Genomic DNA, 19,172 nt, shown 5'->3' with positions numbered 1-19,172 from the left:
TCTCTGACTATTATTTATAAAATCCACTAACATTGGATACATCNTTTTTTCATCTAGTTTAAATATCTGTATGGACAGTTTCTTACTATTTGTAGATTTATTTTTTAATTTACTTTTTTTGAGCAAATCTTTTATAGAAAAAGGAGGCAATGATTTATAATAGATTTCTCGTAAGTCATTATTCTCACTCAACCAAACTACAAATAAAACTACGCCGCCATTTGATTTATATAATTCTAAATCTCTAGCATCTAATGGAAAGGATTTTAACACATCTTTTTTCTGTCTAGTGGTTTTAATCTGAACAGGTACTTTACCTAATATTTCGTCTTTCTTCTCACTCGATGATTTAAGAACATGAATTTCTCCATCCCACACTGGAGTTTTATCATTTCTATCAAAATAAGATTGAAGTAACTCATGCTTATCTATAAATGTCGACAGATATGAAACACCTAATGTCTCAATTTTTTTATTATTTGCCAAATCCGCACCTCGAAAAATAGCTCTATATACTTTATATTATAACATTAACAAAGAAAAACTTATATACTATAATTACAACTATTTAACTTAAACTGAATATTATAAACTTAAAAAATACTGTTCATTAATAATTACAAAATAAATAGACCAGTTTCCTGATCTACTTTATTCTATATTCATTGACTTTTGGTCACACTTTGGTCAAAAATTCCAAAAATACTAACTTATTTAAAAAAACTAACTTGTGATGATTGCCTATAAACAAACACTTTGAATTTTCTTTTTTTTCTTTACATTTCTAAAAATGCCCCCTGCAGGAATCGAACCTGCAACTACTCCTTAGGAGGGAGTTGTTATATCCATTGAACTAAGGGAGCTAGAGAAAAACTCTGCTAGGTAAGCAGAGTTTTTTAGTCGAATTAACGACGGATTTCTTTGATACGAGCTGCCTTACCTTGAAGTGCACGCAAGTAGTACAATTTCGCACGACGTACTTTACCGTAACGAACAACTTCGATCTTTTCAACACGTGGAGTGTGGATTGGGAAGATACGCTCAACACCTACACCGTTAGAGATTTTACGAACTGTGTAGTTTTCTGAGATGCCAGCACCTTTACGTGCGATAACAACACCTTCAAAAATCTGGATACGTTCACGGTTACCTTCGACAACTTTCGCATGTACACGAACAGTGTCACCAGGACGGAATGATGGGATATCTGTACGAAGTTGACCTTCAGTCAAGCTTTGGATTAATGGATTCATTTTATTCTCCTATCTTTGTCAATCTTGAGGAACCTTCCTCAGCGGATAAACTGTATTTTTGTGCGTCCATTACACACAAGATACAGTTTACCAAATTTCCACATAAAAGTAAAGAAATTTATAGCAGAATTCCTAAAAAAATCGCTAGAAAACCACCTATGTAGGTTAAGACTAAATAGCTATAAAATACCTTCTTGTCACTAAGTAGTCTTTGCAGCTCATCATTCAAGGTTGAAAAGGTCGTCAACCCACCACAGAAACCTGTCGCTAGGATAGCATAGACTTCCTTGGACTCCACATGGTTGTAGAGCAAGCCAATCAAAAAACAACCGAGAAGATTGGCTATGAGAGTTCCTAGGGGCAATTTCGAGGATTGATTATAGCGAGAAAAGAAATAACGCACCAGTGCTCCGAACCCGCAGGCGATTGCAAGATAGATGATTACCATTTCTTCCTCCCTAGAATATAAGCCAATAGCAGACCTCCTCCAATACTCAAAAGCAGATAGCTAATTAAGCTAAGATAACGCCCGGTATCGAGCAATTTCACGGCATCAAGCATTAGACTAGAAAAGGTTGTCAGGCCACCACAAAATCCTGTCCCAAGCGCCAAAACCAAGCCCTTGCTGGTTCCCTTATAGGCCAGATAGCCTTTTACCAGATAGACCAGGTAGAAAATACCCAGATAGTTGACAAGGAGGGTACCCCAAGGAAAGTCTGGACTAGCTGGTAACCAAGTGGAAACCAGATAGCGGACAAGACCTCCCAACATAGCAGCCAGAAAAATCCCTAGCGGATAAAATTGTTCTTTTTTCATTTGATGTTTTGATCCTGATAATCACGCGAACGTTTGAGAATGTCTGAAAAAGTCTCAACAATGGTCTCCTGATAGCGCTTATCTTCTACTCGATTTTTGACTTTTTCAAAAATAACTTCTTCTCTCTTAGAATCTAAGATTGGTTTACCAGATGCTTTTTTATAAGCGACAACCCCTTCAACTAAATGCATTCTTTCTTCCAGGAGCTTGACGATTTGATCGTCAATTTGATCAATTTCTTGCCGAATACTATCTAAATCCATAGTGTCTCCTCCTTTATTTGAATTATTGTATCAAAAAGCCACCAAATAGGCTAGTAAAATCCCAAAATAGCTAATAAAAAACGCACCGACTCCTTTCAGTCAGCGCAGTTTGATTCTTATCCTACTTTTGCAGCCAATTCTTCTGCGAATTGTTCCAAGCGTTCGATGTCTTCTTCTTCGGCAGAAAGATCAACTTTAACACACTCTGAACCTTTTTCTGCTCCTGTCGCTACAAAAACGCGATCAAAGTCATCAACAGCCTTACAAAATTCGTCGTAGAAGGTGTCACCTGAACCGACCACTCCGTAGATTTTACCATTCAAGTTGAGGTCTGCTAGGTCTTCATAGAAGTCCATCATCTCATCTGGCAATTCTCCATCTCCGTAAGTGTAAGTCGCAACGATAGCGATGTCCGCTTCCAAGAAGTCTGAAGCGTCAACAGTCGTACATTCATCAACATCGACATCCAAGCCCAAATCACGCAATTTATCTGCTACAATATCTGCAATTTCTTCGGTATTACCGGTCATACTGGCAAATACAATTTTTGCTAATGCCATATCGTCCTCCTCAATTTATCTCTCTCCATTATATCATATCTTTTTCATTTTAAAAATAAAAATTCTTGTGCTACAATGAAATGAGAAAGAATTGAGGTTATTTATGGAGATTTGTCAGCAAATTTTAGAGAAAATCAAAGAATACGATACCATCATCATTCATCGTCATATGAAACCGGACCCTGATGCCTTGGGAAGTCAGGTAGGTTTGAAAGCCTTGCTCAATCACCATTTTCCAGAAAAGACCATCAAAGCTGTTGGTTATAATGAACCGACTTTGACTTGGATGGCAGAAATGGATACTGTTCAAGATAGTGACTACCATGGTGCTCTTGCTATTATTTGTGATACAGCGAATCGGCCTCGTATCGATGATAAACGCTATGAACAAGCTGCTTTCACCATCAAAATCGATCACCATCCTAACGACGATGTATACGGTGACATGTCTTGGGTCGATACAAGTTCAAGCAGTGCCAGTGAGATGATTGCCCTATTTGCTCAAGAAAATCAGCTGGCTTTGTCTAGCGAAGCGGCACGACTTCTCTATGCAGGAATTGTCGGGGACACAGGGCGTTTTCTCTACCCGTCAACTAGTGCTCGTACCTTTAGAATAGCTGCCCAGCTCCGAGAAGTTGATTTTGACTTTGCCGGATTGTCTCGACAGATGGATACCATGAGCTTCAAGATTGCAAAACTTCAAGGCTACATCTACGACCATCTAGAAATTGATGAAAATGGAGCTGCTCGCGTTCTTCTCAGTCAAGAAATCTTGAAACAGTACAATGTTACCGACGCTGAAACCGCAGCGATTGTCGGTGCACCTGGTCGAATTGATACTGTTAAGGCTTGGGCTATCTTTGTTGAACAAAATGATGGCCACTTCCGCGTTCGTATGCGCAGTAAAATCACCCCTATCAATGACATTGCCAAACAACACGACGGAGGAGGACACCCATTAGCCAGTGGCGCCAATTCCTATAGTCTAGAAGAAAACGAAATCATCTACCAAAAACTAAAAAACTTGCTTAAAAACTGATAAAATACTTGCCAAACTTTTCATAATCTGATAGACTAGTAAGGTAACAATCTATGGCTCGCAAAGAGACCATGGCAGAAAGGAAATATTGCAAAATGAAAAAAGATATCCATCCAGAATATCGCCCAGTTGTCTTCATGGACACAACTACTGGTTACAAATTCCTTAGCGGTTCAACAAAACGCTCTAACGAAACTGTTGAGTTCGAAGGAGAAACTTACCCATTGATCCGTGTGGAAATTTCATCAGACTCACACCCATTCTACACTGGACGTCAAAAGTTCACTCAAGCAGATGGACGTGTGGATCGTTTCAACAAAAAATACGGTCTCAAATAATAATAAAAAAGAACAGTTTCAACTGTTCTTTTTTTTTACTTCTTTTTATGAATCAACTACGACTACTTCCTCTTTACCAATCTTCCCGATGCCGAGACTTGACTTCAAAACCACTCTTAAAAAATATCGAAAAGAAGCTTGATGTTAAGAATGGTCAAGATGATTGAAACTGCGTAACCTAGGATTGTGTTCCACTTGGCATTGATAAATTCTCCCATCAGTGACTTCTTAGAGGTCAGATAAATCAAGGGGAAGATTGAAAACGGAAGAGCAATCGAAAGAAAGACCTGTGAATAGACCAATAACTGATCCAAGGTTTTTTCTTGATGCCCAAACAAAACGGCGACAATAATCACAGGTAGCAAGGCAAAAATACGTGTACCGATACGGATAAGCCACTGAGGTAATCTTAGATGTAAGAAACCTTCCATGACAATCTGTCCTGTCAAGGTACCTGTAATGGTCGAATTCTGGCCACTTGCTAGGAGGGCCAGGGCAAATAAAGTTGACAAGGTTGAGCTGGCTATTGCTCCTGCTATTGTCGAATCCTGTAAAGCATTGTACATTTGGGAGAAGGCCGAAATTTCAGATGCATGACCAAAAAAGAGGGAGGCACCTAAAATGAGAAGCAAGGAATTGACAATAAAGGCTAAGGACAACTGAAGATTTGAATCCCAGGTCATAAAGCGAACTGCTTTTCGAACATCCTTCTTATCTTTGTGATTGATTTTCCTTGTTTGGGATAGAGAGGAATGGAGATAGAGATTATGAGGCATGACTGTCGCACCTACAATTCCTAGAGCTAATGTTAATTGGCTTTCATGACCTGGTAACGGTGTTTCAAATAAAGTTGAAGTTGGTAAATAACCACCAATAATCCCCTGAATACTTGGACTGGATAAGGCCACCAGATAGGTAAAGATGGCTAATATGGTTAAAATAAGAGTCGTAACAATGGCTTCAATTTTTTTGAAGCCAAATTTCATTAACAACAACAAAAGAAATACATCTAAAACGGTTAAGAGGATAGCGACCATAATTGGTATTTTAAACAAAAGATTTAAGGCAATCGCTGAGCCTAGAACCTCAGCTAAGTCTGTCGCCATTAAAGCAAATTCTAAAATCACCCATAAACTATAGCGAAGCCATTTGGGAGCATGATGAGCTGTTGCCTGTGCTAGGTCCATCCTAGTCACGATACCGAGCTTTCCAGCCATCTGTTGTAACTGCATAGCAATGATGGAGGAAATCAAAATAACAAATAAGAGACTATATTTGTAGGAAGCACCACCAACCACACTGGTAATCCAGTTTCCAGGATCCATATAACCAACTGCTACAAGGGCTCCGGGTCCTAAAAATGCTTTTAGATTTTGCCAAAAATGATTGTTATTCGGAGTTTCAATAGATTGATTGATCTCAGAAAGAGAGACTTTTTTGTAAGAAGACATCGGAATTTTACACTTTCTAATCTGTCTTTACCTATTTTCTTAATGGATTTTTTGAAAATATCATGAAAATAGTTTTCTATTTCCAATTCTTCCTTATTATATCACATTTTAGAATGATTCTTAAGGAAAGAATGATAGTTAAAATAAGCAATATCTGTATTGCAAAAGCCAGCGTTTTCTGACGCTGGCTTTAAAACTGTGAAAAATATTTCTCAACTAAATCGCTTCTGTGACAAAACTACGACTTTCTAGCACCTTGAGCATGGCATTAGCTGTATCTAGGGCTGTAAAGAGGGGCACACCGTGTTCAATGGCTGAACGGCGAATTTGCTCACCATCTTCGTCAGCAGTTCGTTTGGTTCCGACAGTATTGATAATCGCTTGGATTTTCCCTTTGCGGACAAAGCTTGGGATATCCTGCTCATCATCGCCAATCTTACCAACAGGCTGGGCATGCAGTCCATGACTGGCAAAGAAGGCTGCTGTCCCTTCTGTCGCGAGGATACCGTAGCCAATATTTTGGAAACGACGAGCCAAGTCCAAGGCTTCTTCTTTGGCATCATCTGCGACGGTAAAGACTACATTTCCAAAGGTCGGCAAGTGTAGGTAAGAAGCTTCAAAGGCTTTATAGAGGGCTTTTTCTAGAGTTGTATCAGAACCCATGACTTCCCCTGTTGACTTCATTTCAGGACCGAGCAAGCTATCTACCTTAGCTAGTTTCGTAAAGGAGAAGACTGGCGCCTTGATATGAACGCGAGTGCTTTCTGGATAAAGTCCATCTTGGTAGCCAAGTTCTTCAAGACTTTGACCAAGAATCAACTTAGTCGCTACTTGAGCCATAGGGATATTGGTTACCTTAGAAAGGAAGGGAACTGTACGGCTGGCACGTGGGTTAACCTCAATGACATAGACTTTCTCATCCTTGATGACAAACTGAATGTTCATCATACCAAGACAGTTAAGGCCAATTGCTAGGCGTTTCGTATAGTCTGCGATGGTTTCCTGCACCTTTTGAGACAAGGTTTGTGGAGGGTAAACAGCCATTGAGTCACCTGAGTGGACACCGGCACGTTCGATATGCTCCATAATACCAGGGATGAGAACATTTTCTCCATCTGAAATGGCATCGACTTCACACTCCTGACCAACGATGTATGAGTCAACAAGGACTGGGTGGTCTGGACTGGCCTTAACAGCGGTACGCATGTAAGAACGAAGGTCTTCTTCGTTTTCTACGATTTCCATAGCACGTCCACCCAAGACATAAGATGGACGAACGAGGACTGGGAAACCAATTTTGCGAGCTGCAAGCACAGCTTCTTCTTCATTAGTCGCTGTTTGTCCTGGTGGCTGTGGAATATCTAAATCTTTGAGTGCTTGTTCAAAGAGATCGCGGTCTTCGGCACGGTCTAGGTCAGCAACTTGTGTACCAAGAATGGTCACACCTGCTTTTGCCAAGGGCTCTGCAAGGTTGATGGCTGTTTGACCACCGAACTGAACGATAACCCCTTTTGGTTGCTCAAGGTCAATGACATTCATGACATCTTCAAAAGTTAATGGCTCAAAGTAGAGCTTGTCAGACACAGAGAAGTCTGTTGAAACAGTCTCTGGATTTGAGTTCATGATGATAGCTTCATAACCAGCTGCCTGGATAGCCTTAACCGAGTGAACAGTCGCATAGTCAAACTCAACACCTTGCCCGATACGGATTGGACCTGAACCTAGGACTAGGACAGATTCCTTATCAGACTTGATAGACTCATTTTCCCATCCATAGGTTGAATAGAAATATGGAGTCTCTGATTCAAATTCTGCCGCACAGGTATCGACCATCTTGTATACTGGGACAATCTTATTTTCCAAACGAAGTTGACGAACTTGATCAGCTGTCGTTTCCCAGAGTTCAGCAATCTTACGGTCTGAAAATCCATTGAGTTTAGCTGTTTTCAAGACTTCTAGATCTTGTGGATGGGCACCTAATTCTTGCTCAATTTCAAAGATGTGCAAGAGTTTATCCAGATAGAAGATATCAATCTTGGTCAATTCAGCAATTTCTTCTGGTGTGTAGCCACGGCGAATGGCTTCTGATACGTAGAAGAGACGGTCATCTTGGGCTTTCACAACTTTTTCAATCAAGGCATCATCCGAAACAGATGCCAGTTCAGGCATTTCATTGTGGTGAACCCCAATTTCAAGAGAGCGACATGCCTTGAGAAGTGACTCCTCGATGTTACGACCGATAGCCATGACTTCCCCAGTCGCTTTCATCTGAGTTCCAAGACGACGCTCACCTTTTTCAAACTTGTCAAATGGGAAACGTGGAATCTTAGCAACGACGTAGTCGAGAGCTGGCTCAAACATGGCATAGGTTGAACCTGTAACTGGGTTGATGACCTCATCCAAGGTCAAACCGACGGCAATCTTAGCAGCTAATTTAGCAATCGGATAACCCGTCGCCTTAGAAGCAAGAGCTGACGAACGTGATACACGAGGATTTACTTCGATGACATAATACTTAAAGCTGTGTGGATCAAGAGCCAGCTGAACGTTACATCCACCTTCAATTTTGAGGGCACGAATAATGCTCAAGCTCGCGTCACGTAGCATTTGGTTTTCATAATCTGACATGGTTTGCGCAGGGGCAAATACGATGGAATCCCCTGTATGAATCCCAACTGGGTCAAAGTTTTCCATGTTACAAACCACAAGGGCATTGTCAGCTGAGTCACGCATGACTTCGTATTCGATTTCCTTGAAACCTGCAATGGAACGCTCAATCAAACATTGGGTAACAGGTGACAGTTTCAACCCATTTTCAGCGATTTCACGCAATTCTTCCTCGTTGGCACACATACCACCACCAGTACCACCTAGGGTAAAGGCTGGACGAACGATAACAGGATAGCCGATTGACGCCGCAAAGGCAACAGCTTCTTCCACTGTGTTGACAATTTCAGATTCTGGGATTGGTTGCTCAAGCTCTTCCATCAATTGTTTAAAGAGGTCACGGTCCTCAGCTTGGTCAATGGCAGACAATTTAGTACCCAGAAGTTCGACACCAAGCTCATCTAAGATACCATTTTTAGACAATTCCATGGCCATATTGAGCCCTGTTTGGCCTCCAAGAGTTGGAAGCAGAGCATCTGGACGTTCCTTACGGAGAATACGTGTCACAAATTCAAGTGTAATCGGTTCGATGTAAACCTTGTCTGCAATCTCCTTATCCGTCATGATGGTTGCAGGATTTGAGTTCACTAAGACAACTTCATAACCTTCCTCTTTCAAAGACAAGCAGGCCTGGGTCCCCGCGTAGTCAAACTCAGCAGCCTGACCAATAATAATCGGACCAGAACCAATCACCATAATTTTTTGAATATCAGTGCGTTTAGGCATAGTTTATGATACAAAGCCCGTCAAGAACAAAGTGAAAATAGGAAACTCGGTGCAGATGCCTTCAGCATCAAGACGATGTTTATCTTTTTCACACAGTTCTTAGGGCGTGTTCACTTCCGCGAACAATGTATCTTCTCCTTTCTATTCGGCAACTCTCGGGTTGCCATTAAATAAATTCTCCGACGATTTTTAGCGAAACGATATTTTTCGATAAAAAATCTAGTGCAGGGAGTTTTTAGTTCGCCTGATAGCGACTAAAAGAAACGACCTGCCTTTCTATTCGTCGCCTCACAGGGCGACATTAAATAAATTCTCCGATGATTTTTCAATAATAAATCGAGTATAAAAATTTTCAGCATCTCATTGCTCAACTAAAAGAAAGGACTTGCCTTTTTATTCGACAAGCCTCTGACAGAGTTTCCTATATCAGCGATTAGCAGATTTAAACGACTCCATCATTTCGATAAATTCATCAAAGAGATAACTTGCATCATGTGGCCCAGGAGCTGCATCTGGGTGGAATTGCACAGAGAAACCTGGTTGGTATCTGTGACGCACACCTTCAACTGACTTGTCATTGATTTCTTCATGGGTAATAATCAAATGCTCTGGCAAATCCTCACGGCTAACCGCATAACCATGGTTCTGGCTAGTAAAGTCTACTCGTCCTGTTGCAATTTCACGCACCGCGTGGTTAAATCCACGGTGACCAAACTTCATCTTGTAGGTCTTAGCACCATTTGCCATAGCAAAAAGTTGATGTCCCATACAGATACCAAAGATCGGAATTTTCCCTTGCACACCACGAATCATATCGAGTGCCTGGGGAACATCTTCTGGATTTCCTGGACCGTTTGACAACATGACCCCGTCAGGATGGAGATGGAGAATCTCTTCTGCTGTTGTTGTGTATGGAACAACGGTCACGTTACAGTTACGCTTAGATAGTTCGCGTAAGATGGAGTGTTTGAGACCAAAGTCTACCAGTACGACACTCAATCCAACTCCAGGAGCAGGATAAGCTGTCTTAGTAGAGACTTGCTTGATATTATCTGTCGGTAGAACTGTCGCTTGGAGCTGGTCTATGATATGGTCCATGGTATCACCAACATGCGTAAGGGTTGCACGCATGGTACCATGCTTACGGATAATTTTTGTAAGAGCACGGGTATCAATTCCTGAGATACCAGGGATTTTCTTCGCTTTCAAGAATTCATCCAAGGTCATTTGATTGCGCCAGTTGCTGGCTCTACGCGCTTCTTCAAAAACTACTACTCCCTTACAGGTAGGAGTGATTGACTCGTAGTCGTCACGGTTAATTCCATAATTTCCCACCAAAGGGTAGGTAAAGGTTAAGATTTGTCCATTATAAGACTGGTCTGTAATGGATTCTTGGTAACCAGTCATCCCTGTGTTAAAGACGATTTCCCCTGTTACATCAATATCTGCTCCGAAGGCCTTGCCTTCAAATACTGTACCATCTTCTAATACTAGAAGTCGTTTTTTCATCTACTCACCTCTCGTTGATGCTCTCAGACATCTTTTAACGCTTTGTGCCTTATTTTGCTTTTCTATAGGCCAGCACAGATTCTAAAATTGCCATTCTGACAAAGACACCGTTGGTCATTTGCTGAACAATACGTGATTTCGGTGCTTCTACCAAGTGATCAGCGATTTCCACATCACGATTGACTGGAGCTGGGTGCATAAGGATTGCTTTTTCTTTCAAGCGGTCATAGCGTTCTTGTGTCAAACCATGCTGGATATGATAGTCTTCTTTTGAAAATCCTGTCACAATTTCATGACGTTCATGCTGCACACGAAGAAACATCATAACATCTACTTGATCAATCACCTCATCAATTGATACAAAGCGACCGTAATGCTCAAACTCCTCACTTCTCCATTCCTCAGGACCCGCAAAGTAAAGCTCCGCTCCTAAGCGTTTAAGAATTTGCATATTAGACTTAGCTACTCGAGAGTGGTTTAGGTCGCCAGCGATGGCCACCTTAAGACCTTCAAAATGTCCAAATTCTTCATAAATTGTCATCAAATCAAGCAAACTTTGGCTAGGGTGTTGCCCTGAACCGTCCCCACCATTGATAATCGAAGTTGTGATGGTCGGGCTAGCAATCAATTCTCTGTAGTAGTCCACCTCTGGGTGACGAATGACACAGGCATCCACTCCTAGTGCAGAAAGCGTCAAGATCGTGTCATAGAGTGTTTCACCCTTATTCACTGAACTGGTCTTCACATCGAAATCCAAAAGATCAAGCCCAAGTTTCAGTTCTGCTACCTCAAAGGATTTGTGGGTACGAGTTGAACTTTCAAAGAAAAGGTTGGAAACGATATGCTGTTCCTCATAAGAAGCACTCGCTCCGTTTTTAAATTCGATTCCTCGTTTGATCAATTTCATTACTTGTTCTACAGTAAGGTCTTCCATAGAAACGACATGTTGCAAAGCTTGTTGATTTTCTGACATTTTTTTACTCCTTTTAGTGTTTTAGGCTTGTTCTGTGATTAGTACTCTGTCTTGTCCATCTAGTTCTGTCATCTCTACGATAATTTCTTCAGAACGACTGGTTGGGATGTTTTTTCCAACATAGTCCGGACGGATTGGAAGTTCTCTATGACCACGATCAACCAAGACTGCCAAACTCACACGAGCAGGGCGACCATGACTGACGATGTTGTCAATAGCTGCGCGAATGGTACGACCTGTATAGAGTACATCGTCCACCAAGATGACTTCCCGATCTGTCACATCAACAGAGATTACAGAGGTATCTTCTCCACTTTTGACATCGTCACGGAAAGGTTTAGTATCTAGTTCCACCACTGGAACAGCGATATTTTCTAGCTGTTCCAAACGTTCTTGGATACGATGAGCGATAAAAACACCTCTCGTTTTTATCCCAGCCAGAACGATTCTATTCAAATCTTTGTTTCGCTCTATAATCTCGTAGGTAATCCGAGTAATCGCTCGTTTGACGGTCAATTCGTCTACAACTTCTTTTGTCCTCATGACAAACCTCCAAAAAGAAAAGTCTCCTTAAACAAGGAGACTTCAGAATGTATAGCCAAGCCAGCTCTACTGTAAACAGTATAGACTCCGACTATCTATTGATCCAGCTCCTTGCCTGCCTCACGGGACAGGTTTAAAGGAATATTTTATTGTTATTACTATATCACAAAGAATGGATCAATGCAAGAAAAAAACATAAAATTTTTATCTTATAACGAACTAAAATCATATAATTGGGGATAGTGATCGCATTCTGGGTTCTTTGGATGACAGATAGCCCGTCCAAAGTAAATCATGGCTTGATGGGCTGCCAACCATTTCTCTGGTGGAAGAATATCCATGACACGTTTTTCTACTTCAAGGGGTGTGGCCGATTTTTTAACAATATCATGGTGCTTGCAGATACGTTCAACATGGGTATCCACTGCAAAGGCTGGAATTCCAAAGCCCACACTCATAACTACATTGGCTGTTTTACGTCCAACACCTGCTAGACTTTCTAATTCCTCGCGAGTCTGAGGGACTTTACCATCAAAATCATCTAGTAGCTGTTGGGCACATTTTTTTAGAAACTTGGCCTTATTGCGATAAAGTCCTAGGCGAGAAATGTATGAAGCAATTTCACTTTCAGTCGCGACAAACATGGCTTGAGGCGTTGGAAAAGCTGCAAAGAGAGCTGGCGTAGCCTTGTTGACTGCAGCATCTGTTGTCTGAGCTGACAACATCACCGCAACCAGTAGTTCAAAGTGATTGGTAAAATCAAGGCTGGGTTTGGCGTCTGGGAAGAGGGCAATAATTTCTTCTAGCACCTTTCGTGCTCGTTTTTTTGACAAGACCATTATTCGTCTCCGTCAAATAGTCCTTGCAAGCCAGCAAATGGACTGTTTTCTTCTTTCTTGACTGCTTGTTGGGCTTGGTATTCTTCCTCAGTCATGATTTGCCAGTCATTTCCTGACACAAANCCTTGGCCCGCCTCTTCTTCTGCCGTCAAGACCTTGATTGGGATATTGAGCAGGATATTATCAGTTACGCTCTCAGCAAGGTCGATTTCCCCATTTTCGATAGGCAAGACCAAATCATCATCTAGAACTTCCTGGTCTAGTCGGTTGGTCGCTCCTTCCATGAAAACCTCTGTCACAGGATAGGACTCAGCTAACTCAACTGGCTCCATACTGCGACTAGAAGCAAGGACAATGGTATAAGATAGCTGATAGTCTAAGAAATACAGACGATCTTCATACTGCACCTTCCCAACAGCAAGGATATCTTTGACATCTAAAATTTCTTGATTACGGGTACGTAAGTCTGCGACAAGGTCTAAAGTTTGTTCAAAGTGTAAGCCTTCAGGCTGCTTACGAATTTCTTGAATGTTTAACTTCATATTTCCTCCATAAAGATTTACTTACTTGATTATACCATGAAAAGGCTATAAGTCAGCCTCCCAAACTTTGATATTAGAATCTCATTTTTTAACATATTTACTATGACAAACTTTCCTATTAGTGCTATACTATAGGCAAGAATACACCAGAGCAAGGAGGATGCTCATATGGAAGACAAAGCACTCATCACTGAAGCTCACCAACTCCTTTCCGAGTTAAATAAAAGCTACCAAAATTGCAAACAAGGTACAGCTGATGATTTCCGTCTACAAGAACTGCTAAACAGCACTCTCAAGGAACTTAAAAAAGCTGAAACGGTTAACAATAGTATCTTAATCGACCTTGAAAAATTTTACCAACGTACCAGTCTTCTGATTGGACTGGGTAGTCTAAAACTGAATGAGCAAACACGCACTGCTTGGCGCAACTATGACAAGTTCCATTACCAGCATGTCAAACACGTGCTGAATCTCTATGGACCTGTTTTCGGATTTTAGAGTTTATAATTTTGGATTTACTATTGACAAAATTTCCTGAATGGTATAGGATAGAGGTACTAATACTCGGAGGTAAGGGAGACATGAACAACTAATCTATCAAATAAAGAACTTTATTTAGTAGATCTTGTTTTTGTCTCTTTTTGTGTGCTCTTTTTATACTAGATTTTCTAGTATCTTGTCCTCATTGAAAATCGAAAAACTAGAAAGCTATGCTCCTCTTGGGTTAGGTTAGGCAGCTCCAAGCTAGTTTGACGAGTTTTTCAACGAGGATAATAGAGTTTTGGACAGTGACTTTAGGCTCTACTAGATAAAGTAGAGCTTTTTGTTATGCACTATGGACATTCTAGAAAGGGCAACAATATGATAAAAATCAATCATCTAACCATCACTCAAAACAAAGATCTACGAGATCTTGTATCTGACCTAACCATGACTATACAAGACGGGGAAAAGGTTGCTATTATCGGCGAAGAAGGGAATGGCAAATCAACCTTGCTACGAGCTTTAATGGGGGAAGCATTACCTGATTTTACTATCAAGGGCGACATCCATTCTGACCTTCAATCACTGGCCTACATTCCTCAAAAGCTAGCTGAGGACCTGAAAAAAAGATCTCTCCACGACTACTTCTTTTTAGATCCCGCTGATTTAGACTACAGTATCCTCTATCGTTTGGCTGAGGAGTTGCATTTTGACAGCGATCGCTTTGCTAGTGACCAAAAGATTGGGAGCCTCTCGGGGGGAGAATCTTTGAAAATTCAGCTCATCCATGAGTTAGCAAAATCCTTTGAGATTCTTTTTTTAGATGAACCTTCAAATGACCTAGACCTTGAGACGGTTGATTGGCTAAAAAGTCAGATTCGAAAGATTAGGCAAACTGTTGTTTTCATTTCCCATGATGAAGACTTTCTTTCTCAAACGTCAGATACTATTGTCCACCTGCGACTAGTCAAGCATCGGAAAGAAGCAGAAACGCTTGTAGAGCATTTAGACTATGATCGCTACAGTGACCAGAGAAAGGCTAGCTTTGCTAGACAAAGCCAGCAAGCTGCTAACGACCAGAGAGCCTATGATAAAACCATGGAAAAGCATCGCCGAGTCAAACAAAATGTAGAAACTGTACTTCGAGCTACCAAAGACAGTACTGCTGGTCGCCTATTGGCTAAAAAGATGAAAAATGTTCTCTCTCAAGAAAAACGCTACGAAAAGGCAGCTCAGTCCATGACCCAAAAGCCACTTGAAGAGGAGCAAATCCAACTTTTCTTCTCAGATATACAACCATTACCGGCTTCTAAAGTCTTAGTCCAACTGGAAAAAGAAAATTTGTCCATTGGCGAGCGCATTTTAGTTCAGGGGTTACAACTAACTGTCCGTGGCCAAGATAAAATCGGTATCATCGGGCCAAATGGTGTTGGAAAATCAACTCTGTTAGCCAAGTTGCAGCAACAGCTCAGCGACAAAAGAGAAATTTCGCTTGGTTTTATGCCACAAGATTACCATAAAAAACTGCAATTGGATTTATCTCCAGTAGCCTATCTCAGCAAAACTGGACAAAAAGAGGAACTACAGAAAATCCAATCTCACTTAGCCAGTCTCAATTTCAGCTATCCAGAGATGCAGCACCAAATCCGCTCCTTATCTGGTGGTCAACAAGGTAAACTCCTACTTTTGGATTTAGTGTTGCGCAAACCAAACTTTCTCCTTCTGGATGAGCCTACACGTAATTTTTCTCCCACTTCTCAACCCGAAATCAGAAAACTCTTTGCCTCTTATCCAGGTGGGCTGATTACTGTTTCACATGACAGACGCTTCTTAAAAGAGGTCTGTACGAGTCTCTATCGTTTAACAGAACATGGTTTAGAAGTCGTCGATTTACAAGATTTATAAATGTTGAACATAGCAAGAATCCAGAGAACTGTCTCTGGATTCTTTTTACATTTGTTTCAAGCGTTCGATTCGCTCTGAGATAGGTGGGTGGGTATAAAAGAGTTTTTGTAGTCCGCCACCTTTCTTAGGGTCATTGATATAAAGAGCGCTGCTAGCATCGTCAATCTGACAGATTATGGTCTGACTTTTGTTTATATTGTATAAGCTTAAAAATCTTTTTTACTATTTTACAATTCAAAGCACTCTAATATGGCATCATCTCATATACAAAAAGCAAAACGCAACCAGATTATTAAGGACATGCAAAAGAATGGAATTCCATAGGTTGTCAGAAGTCTTATACCTTACCCCAAATGCAAATCCCATACCTAAATAGCTGATAAAGCTAGGAATAGTATAGGGACCATGAAGATAAGCAAAAAGAAGCGATGTGGCAAACAATCCAAAATAGGTATTCTTAAATACTATCCCCTGTAACATACCTCGCATAAAGATTTCTTCCGTGACAGGTTCCAAAACACAGAGATCCACAAAAAGTACAGACCATGAAAGTGAAAAACTTTGCACAGCTTGAGTTGTGTCTGATTGGGTAGGGCCTAAAAAATTGACCAAAATATAAAATAGGAAGAGCAAGGCGTATGATAGAAAACATTTTAAAATATCTTTTAGGCAGATTTTCCGAATGTGAAACAAGTCATACTTTTTTCCTACATATAAAAATAATGCAAGTTCAACAAGTGTAAAAAGGATTGATAGCGTTAATGAATTATTTCGCATGATTTTCTCTGCTATACTCAAATGAATCGGCATAAAAATCAAAATCAAGAAAAACGTCATCCAGCGCTTATACATCATTCACCTCAATTATATAGAATTACATATATTATACTATTTTTATGTGAGGTGACAAGTTAAAAGTGAGATGCTAAAAGCAAAAATCCAGAGCTCGTCTCTGGATTTTTTTACATGTGCTTCAAGCGTTCGATTCGTTCTGAGATAGGTGGGTGGGTATAAAAGAGTTTTTGAAGTCCGCCACCTTTCTTAGGATCATTGATATAAAGAGCGCTGCTGGCATCGTCGACATGGTGGTGCATTGGCTCGCTATTGTCCAACTTGCGCAAGGCATTGATCATCCCTTGAGGATTGCGAGTCAACTCCACACTGGATGCATCCGCCAGAAATTCCCTCTGACGGGAAATGGCTAGTTGTACCAAGGTTGCAGCGAGAGGTGCTAGAACAATGGCTAAGAGAGAGATGACAAGCATGATAATCTCTAGACCATTTCCATCACGATCATTATCGCTCCGTCTTCGACCTGCACCACCCCACCACATCATACGACCAGCCATACTAGATAGAAGGGTAATAGCACTAGCAAGGGCAACAGCAATGGTCGAAATGCGGATATCGTAGTTTCGGATATGACTGACCTCATGCCCCATAACAGCTTCCAGTTCCTCGCGATTCATGATAGCCAGAAGACCCGAAGTGGCTGCGACTGCTGCATTCTGCGGGTTGGAACCTGTTGCAAAGGCATTTAAAGAAGAATCCTCAATGATGAAAACACGTGGCATGGGAATCTGAGCGACCATGGCCATATCTTCTACTACATGGTAGAGGGCTGGTGCCGTTTGCTCATCAACCTCACGCGCCCCATTCATAGACATGACAATCTCTGTCGATTGAAAGATCATGGTCAGAGCGTAGATAAGGCCGATGATCAAAGCAATAATCATGCCGCCAAGACCTGAACGCATAAAGAGATAGCCAACCGCATAACCAACCAAGGCCAAGAGTAGGAAGAAAACCAGCAACAAAATCCAAGTTCTTCGTTTATTGCTTGCAATTTGATCAAACAACATCTTAGTCACCTAAACCGCTAAAATCGACTTTCGGAACTGCCTTTTCCTCTTCAGGTGTTTGAAGGAAGTCTGCAGCTTTAAAGCCAAACAGTCCCGCGATGATGTTACTTGGGAAGCTTTCAAGTTTTACATTGTAGTTGCTGACAACACTGTTGTAGAGTTGGCGAGAGTAAGAAATTTTATTTTCTGTATTGGTCAACTCTTCTTGCAATTTGATAAAGTTAGCACTAGCCTTCAAGTCTGGGTAATTCTCTGCTACTGCAAAGATACCAGAAATCTGGCGGGTAAGGGCATCACTGGCCTTCATAGCTTCAGCTGGCGAGGTTGCCGCGGCTACCTGTCTACGAAGTTCTGTCACTTTTTCCAAAGTAGAACCTTCATATTTGGCATAGCCTTTGACTGTTTCAATCAAGTTTGGGAGGAGATCATTACGACGCTTCAATTGAACATCGATCTGGCTCCAAGCCTCCTTGGTTTGCATACGATTTCTAACCAAATCGTTATAGCTAACAATCACAAAAATAACAATCAGAGCCAAAACTCCAAGAATAATCCAAGTCATAATCTTATTCCTTTCTGCTTTTAGATTACTACCAGTATATCAAAATTTTAATGATTGTGGTAAAATAAGATGATACTAGAGAAGGAAAAAACTATGAAACCAGAAACATTTTACAGCCTACTGGCTGAGCAAAATCTTCCACTTTCTGACCAGCAAAAGAACCAATTTGAACGGTATTTTGAACTCTTGGTCGAGTGGAATGAAAAGATTAATTTGACGGCTATTACAGACAAGGAAGAAGTTTATCTCAAACATTTTTATGATTCGATTGCACCTATCCTGCAGGGTTTGATTTCAAATGAAACTATCAAACTTCTTGATATCGGAGCGGGGGCAGGATTTCCAAGTCTGCCGATGAAAATTCTCTATCCTCAGTTAGATGTGACCATCATTGATTCGCTAAATAAACGCATCAACTTCCTTCAGCTTTTGGCTCAGGAACTGGATTTGGATGGTGTTCACTTCTACCATGGACGAGCAGAAGACTTTGCCCAAGACAAGAACTTTCGTGCCCAGTTTGATATGGTGACGGCTCGCGCGGTTGCTCGCATGCAGGTCTTGTCTGAACTGACCATTCCCTATCTTAAAGTTGGCGGAAAACTACTGGCTCTCAAGGCCAGCAATGCGCCTGAGGAGTTATTAGAAGCTAAGAATGCCCTCAACCTCCTCTTTAGTAAGGTAGAGGATAACCTTAGTTATGCCCTACCAAATGGAGATCCACGCTATATCACAGTCGTCGAAAAGAAAAAGGAAACCCCAAACAAATATCCACGTAAGGCTGGCATGCCCAACAAACGCCCGCTTTAATCCTATCAATAGCGCACCCTTGTTTAAAGTTTAG

21 protein-coding genes, 1 tRNA gene and 1 pseudogene are annotated in these 19,172 nt (G+C 41.1%); 5 read left to right on the top strand and 18 right to left on the bottom strand.

Annotated features, from left to right (window positions below):
- From D8803_RS05395 to D8803_RS05365, 7 genes are all read right to left on the bottom strand, one after another.
- Positions 1-486 (bottom strand): DUF4365 domain-containing protein (locus tag D8803_RS05395; RefSeq protein WP_131200485.1); only part of this gene is annotated, 486 nt, incomplete at its 3' end.
- 305 nt (positions 487-791) lie between these two features.
- Positions 792-863, bottom strand: a tRNA-Arg gene (locus D8803_RS05390).
- Positions 864-905: 42 nt separating this feature from the next.
- A complete protein-coding gene (gene rplS / locus D8803_RS05385) occupies positions 906-1,253 on the bottom strand; it encodes a 50S ribosomal protein L19 (protein WP_001068669.1) in 348 nt (115 codons plus the stop codon).
- 118 nt (positions 1,254-1,371) lie between these two features.
- Positions 1,372-1,701, bottom strand: a complete 330-nt coding sequence (gene crcB / locus D8803_RS05380; protein WP_125454005.1) for a fluoride efflux transporter CrcB — start codon at positions 1,699-1,701, stop codon at positions 1,372-1,374.
- A complete protein-coding gene (gene crcB / locus D8803_RS05375) occupies positions 1,695-2,069 on the bottom strand; it encodes a fluoride efflux transporter CrcB (protein WP_125838294.1) in 375 nt (124 codons plus the stop codon). The genes crcB (D8803_RS05380) and crcB (D8803_RS05375) overlap by 7 nt, the downstream gene beginning before the upstream one ends.
- Entirely contained in the window at positions 2,066-2,332 is a 267-nt protein-coding gene (locus tag D8803_RS05370; protein ID WP_125847192.1) for a chorismate mutase, read from the bottom strand. The genes crcB (D8803_RS05375) and D8803_RS05370 overlap by 4 nt, the downstream gene beginning before the upstream one ends.
- 116 nt (positions 2,333-2,448) lie before the next feature.
- Positions 2,449-2,892: a flavodoxin gene (locus D8803_RS05365; protein WP_001162125.1), complete on the bottom strand. Its 444-nt coding sequence runs from the start codon at positions 2,890-2,892 to the stop codon at positions 2,449-2,451.
- Between the two features lie 103 nt (positions 2,893-2,995).
- Here D8803_RS05365 and D8803_RS05360 point away from each other — a divergent pair, with 103 nt between their 5' ends.
- Positions 2,996-3,931: a DHH family phosphoesterase gene (locus D8803_RS05360; RefSeq protein WP_125847650.1), complete on the top strand. Its 936-nt coding sequence runs from the start codon at positions 2,996-2,998 to the stop codon at positions 3,929-3,931.
- A 95-nt stretch (positions 3,932-4,026) separates the two neighbouring features.
- Positions 4,027-4,269, top strand: coding sequence for a type B 50S ribosomal protein L31 (locus D8803_RS05355; protein ID WP_000710762.1), 243 nt, complete (start codon positions 4,027-4,029; stop codon positions 4,267-4,269).
- Positions 4,270-4,385: 116 nt separating this feature from the next.
- Here D8803_RS05355 and D8803_RS05350 read toward each other — a convergent pair whose 3' ends face one another.
- The 7 genes from D8803_RS05350 to D8803_RS05320 form a co-directional block, all read right to left on the bottom strand.
- Complete coding sequence (locus D8803_RS05350) at positions 4,386-5,720, bottom strand: Nramp family divalent metal transporter (protein ID WP_131200484.1); 1,335 nt, start codon at positions 5,718-5,720, stop codon at positions 4,386-4,388.
- A gap of 216 nt (positions 5,721-5,936) precedes the next feature.
- The gene (carB, locus tag D8803_RS05345) at positions 5,937-9,113 is read right to left on the bottom strand and encodes a carbamoyl-phosphate synthase large subunit (protein WP_131200483.1); all 3,177 of its coding nucleotides are present in this window, start codon (positions 9,111-9,113) and stop codon (positions 5,937-5,939) included.
- A 426-nt stretch (positions 9,114-9,539) separates the two neighbouring features.
- Positions 9,540-10,622 carry a carbamoyl phosphate synthase small subunit gene (locus tag D8803_RS05340; protein ID WP_000746720.1) on the bottom strand — a complete coding sequence of 361 codons (1,083 nt, stop codon included), beginning with the start codon at positions 10,620-10,622 and terminating at the stop codon, positions 9,540-9,542.
- A gap of 49 nt (positions 10,623-10,671) precedes the next feature.
- Positions 10,672-11,595, bottom strand: a complete 924-nt coding sequence (locus D8803_RS05335; protein WP_001293858.1) for an aspartate carbamoyltransferase catalytic subunit — start codon at positions 11,593-11,595, stop codon at positions 10,672-10,674.
- Between the two features lie 21 nt (positions 11,596-11,616).
- Positions 11,617-12,138 carry a bifunctional pyr operon transcriptional regulator/uracil phosphoribosyltransferase PyrR gene (gene pyrR / locus D8803_RS05330; RefSeq protein ID WP_131200482.1) on the bottom strand — a complete coding sequence of 174 codons (522 nt, stop codon included), beginning with the start codon at positions 12,136-12,138 and terminating at the stop codon, positions 11,617-11,619.
- A 209-nt stretch (positions 12,139-12,347) separates the two neighbouring features.
- Entirely contained in the window at positions 12,348-12,977 is a 630-nt protein-coding gene (gene nth / locus D8803_RS05325; RefSeq protein WP_131200481.1) for an endonuclease III, read from the bottom strand.
- Positions 12,977-13,519, bottom strand: a complete 543-nt coding sequence (locus D8803_RS05320) for a YceD family protein (RefSeq protein WP_131200480.1) — start codon at positions 13,517-13,519, stop codon at positions 12,977-12,979. Before D8803_RS05320 ends, nth begins: the two co-directional genes overlap by 1 nt.
- 168 nt (positions 13,520-13,687) lie before the next feature.
- Here D8803_RS05320 and D8803_RS05315 point away from each other — a divergent pair, with 168 nt between their 5' ends.
- Positions 13,688-14,017, top strand: a complete 330-nt coding sequence (locus tag D8803_RS05315) for a helicase BlpT (protein WP_131200479.1) — start codon at positions 13,688-13,690, stop codon at positions 14,015-14,017.
- 330 nt (positions 14,018-14,347) lie between these two features.
- Positions 14,348-15,907, top strand: a complete 1,560-nt coding sequence (locus D8803_RS05310) for an ATP-binding cassette domain-containing protein (RefSeq protein ID WP_131200478.1) — start codon at positions 14,348-14,350, stop codon at positions 15,905-15,907.
- A gap of 45 nt (positions 15,908-15,952) precedes the next feature.
- On the opposite strand, the pseudogene D8803_RS05305 reads toward D8803_RS05310, so the two are convergent.
- The 4 genes and pseudogenes from D8803_RS05305 to D8803_RS05290 form a co-directional block, all read right to left on the bottom strand.
- A pseudogene (locus tag D8803_RS05305) lies at positions 15,953-16,072 on the bottom strand (zinc metalloprotease HtpX); the annotation flags it as partial.
- 90 nt (positions 16,073-16,162) lie between these two features.
- Entirely contained in the window at positions 16,163-16,762 is a 600-nt protein-coding gene (locus D8803_RS05300; protein ID WP_223805109.1) for a CPBP family intramembrane glutamic endopeptidase, read from the bottom strand.
- A gap of 107 nt (positions 16,763-16,869) precedes the next feature.
- Positions 16,870-17,769 (bottom strand): zinc metalloprotease HtpX, encoded by a 900-nt coding sequence (gene htpX / locus D8803_RS05295; protein ID WP_131200477.1) that lies wholly within the window; start codon positions 17,767-17,769, stop codon positions 16,870-16,872.
- 1 nt (position 17,770) lies between these two features.
- The gene (locus D8803_RS05290; protein ID WP_131200476.1) at positions 17,771-18,331 is read right to left on the bottom strand and encodes a LemA family protein; all 561 of its coding nucleotides are present in this window, start codon (positions 18,329-18,331) and stop codon (positions 17,771-17,773) included.
- Positions 18,332-18,424: 93 nt separating this feature from the next.
- Between D8803_RS05290 and rsmG the strand changes: the two genes are divergently transcribed.
- Positions 18,425-19,138 (top strand): 16S rRNA (guanine(527)-N(7))-methyltransferase RsmG, encoded by a 714-nt coding sequence (gene rsmG / locus D8803_RS05285; protein ID WP_131200475.1) that lies wholly within the window; start codon positions 18,425-18,427, stop codon positions 19,136-19,138.
- Positions 19,139-19,172: the final 34 nt, after the last annotated feature.

It is taken from the genome of Streptococcus oralis (assembly GCF_003943385.1).
GTDB classification, from domain to species: Bacteria; Bacillota; Bacilli; order Lactobacillales; family Streptococcaceae; genus Streptococcus; species Streptococcus oralis_CA.
This window is presented reverse-complemented; position numbering and strand designations above follow the sequence as displayed.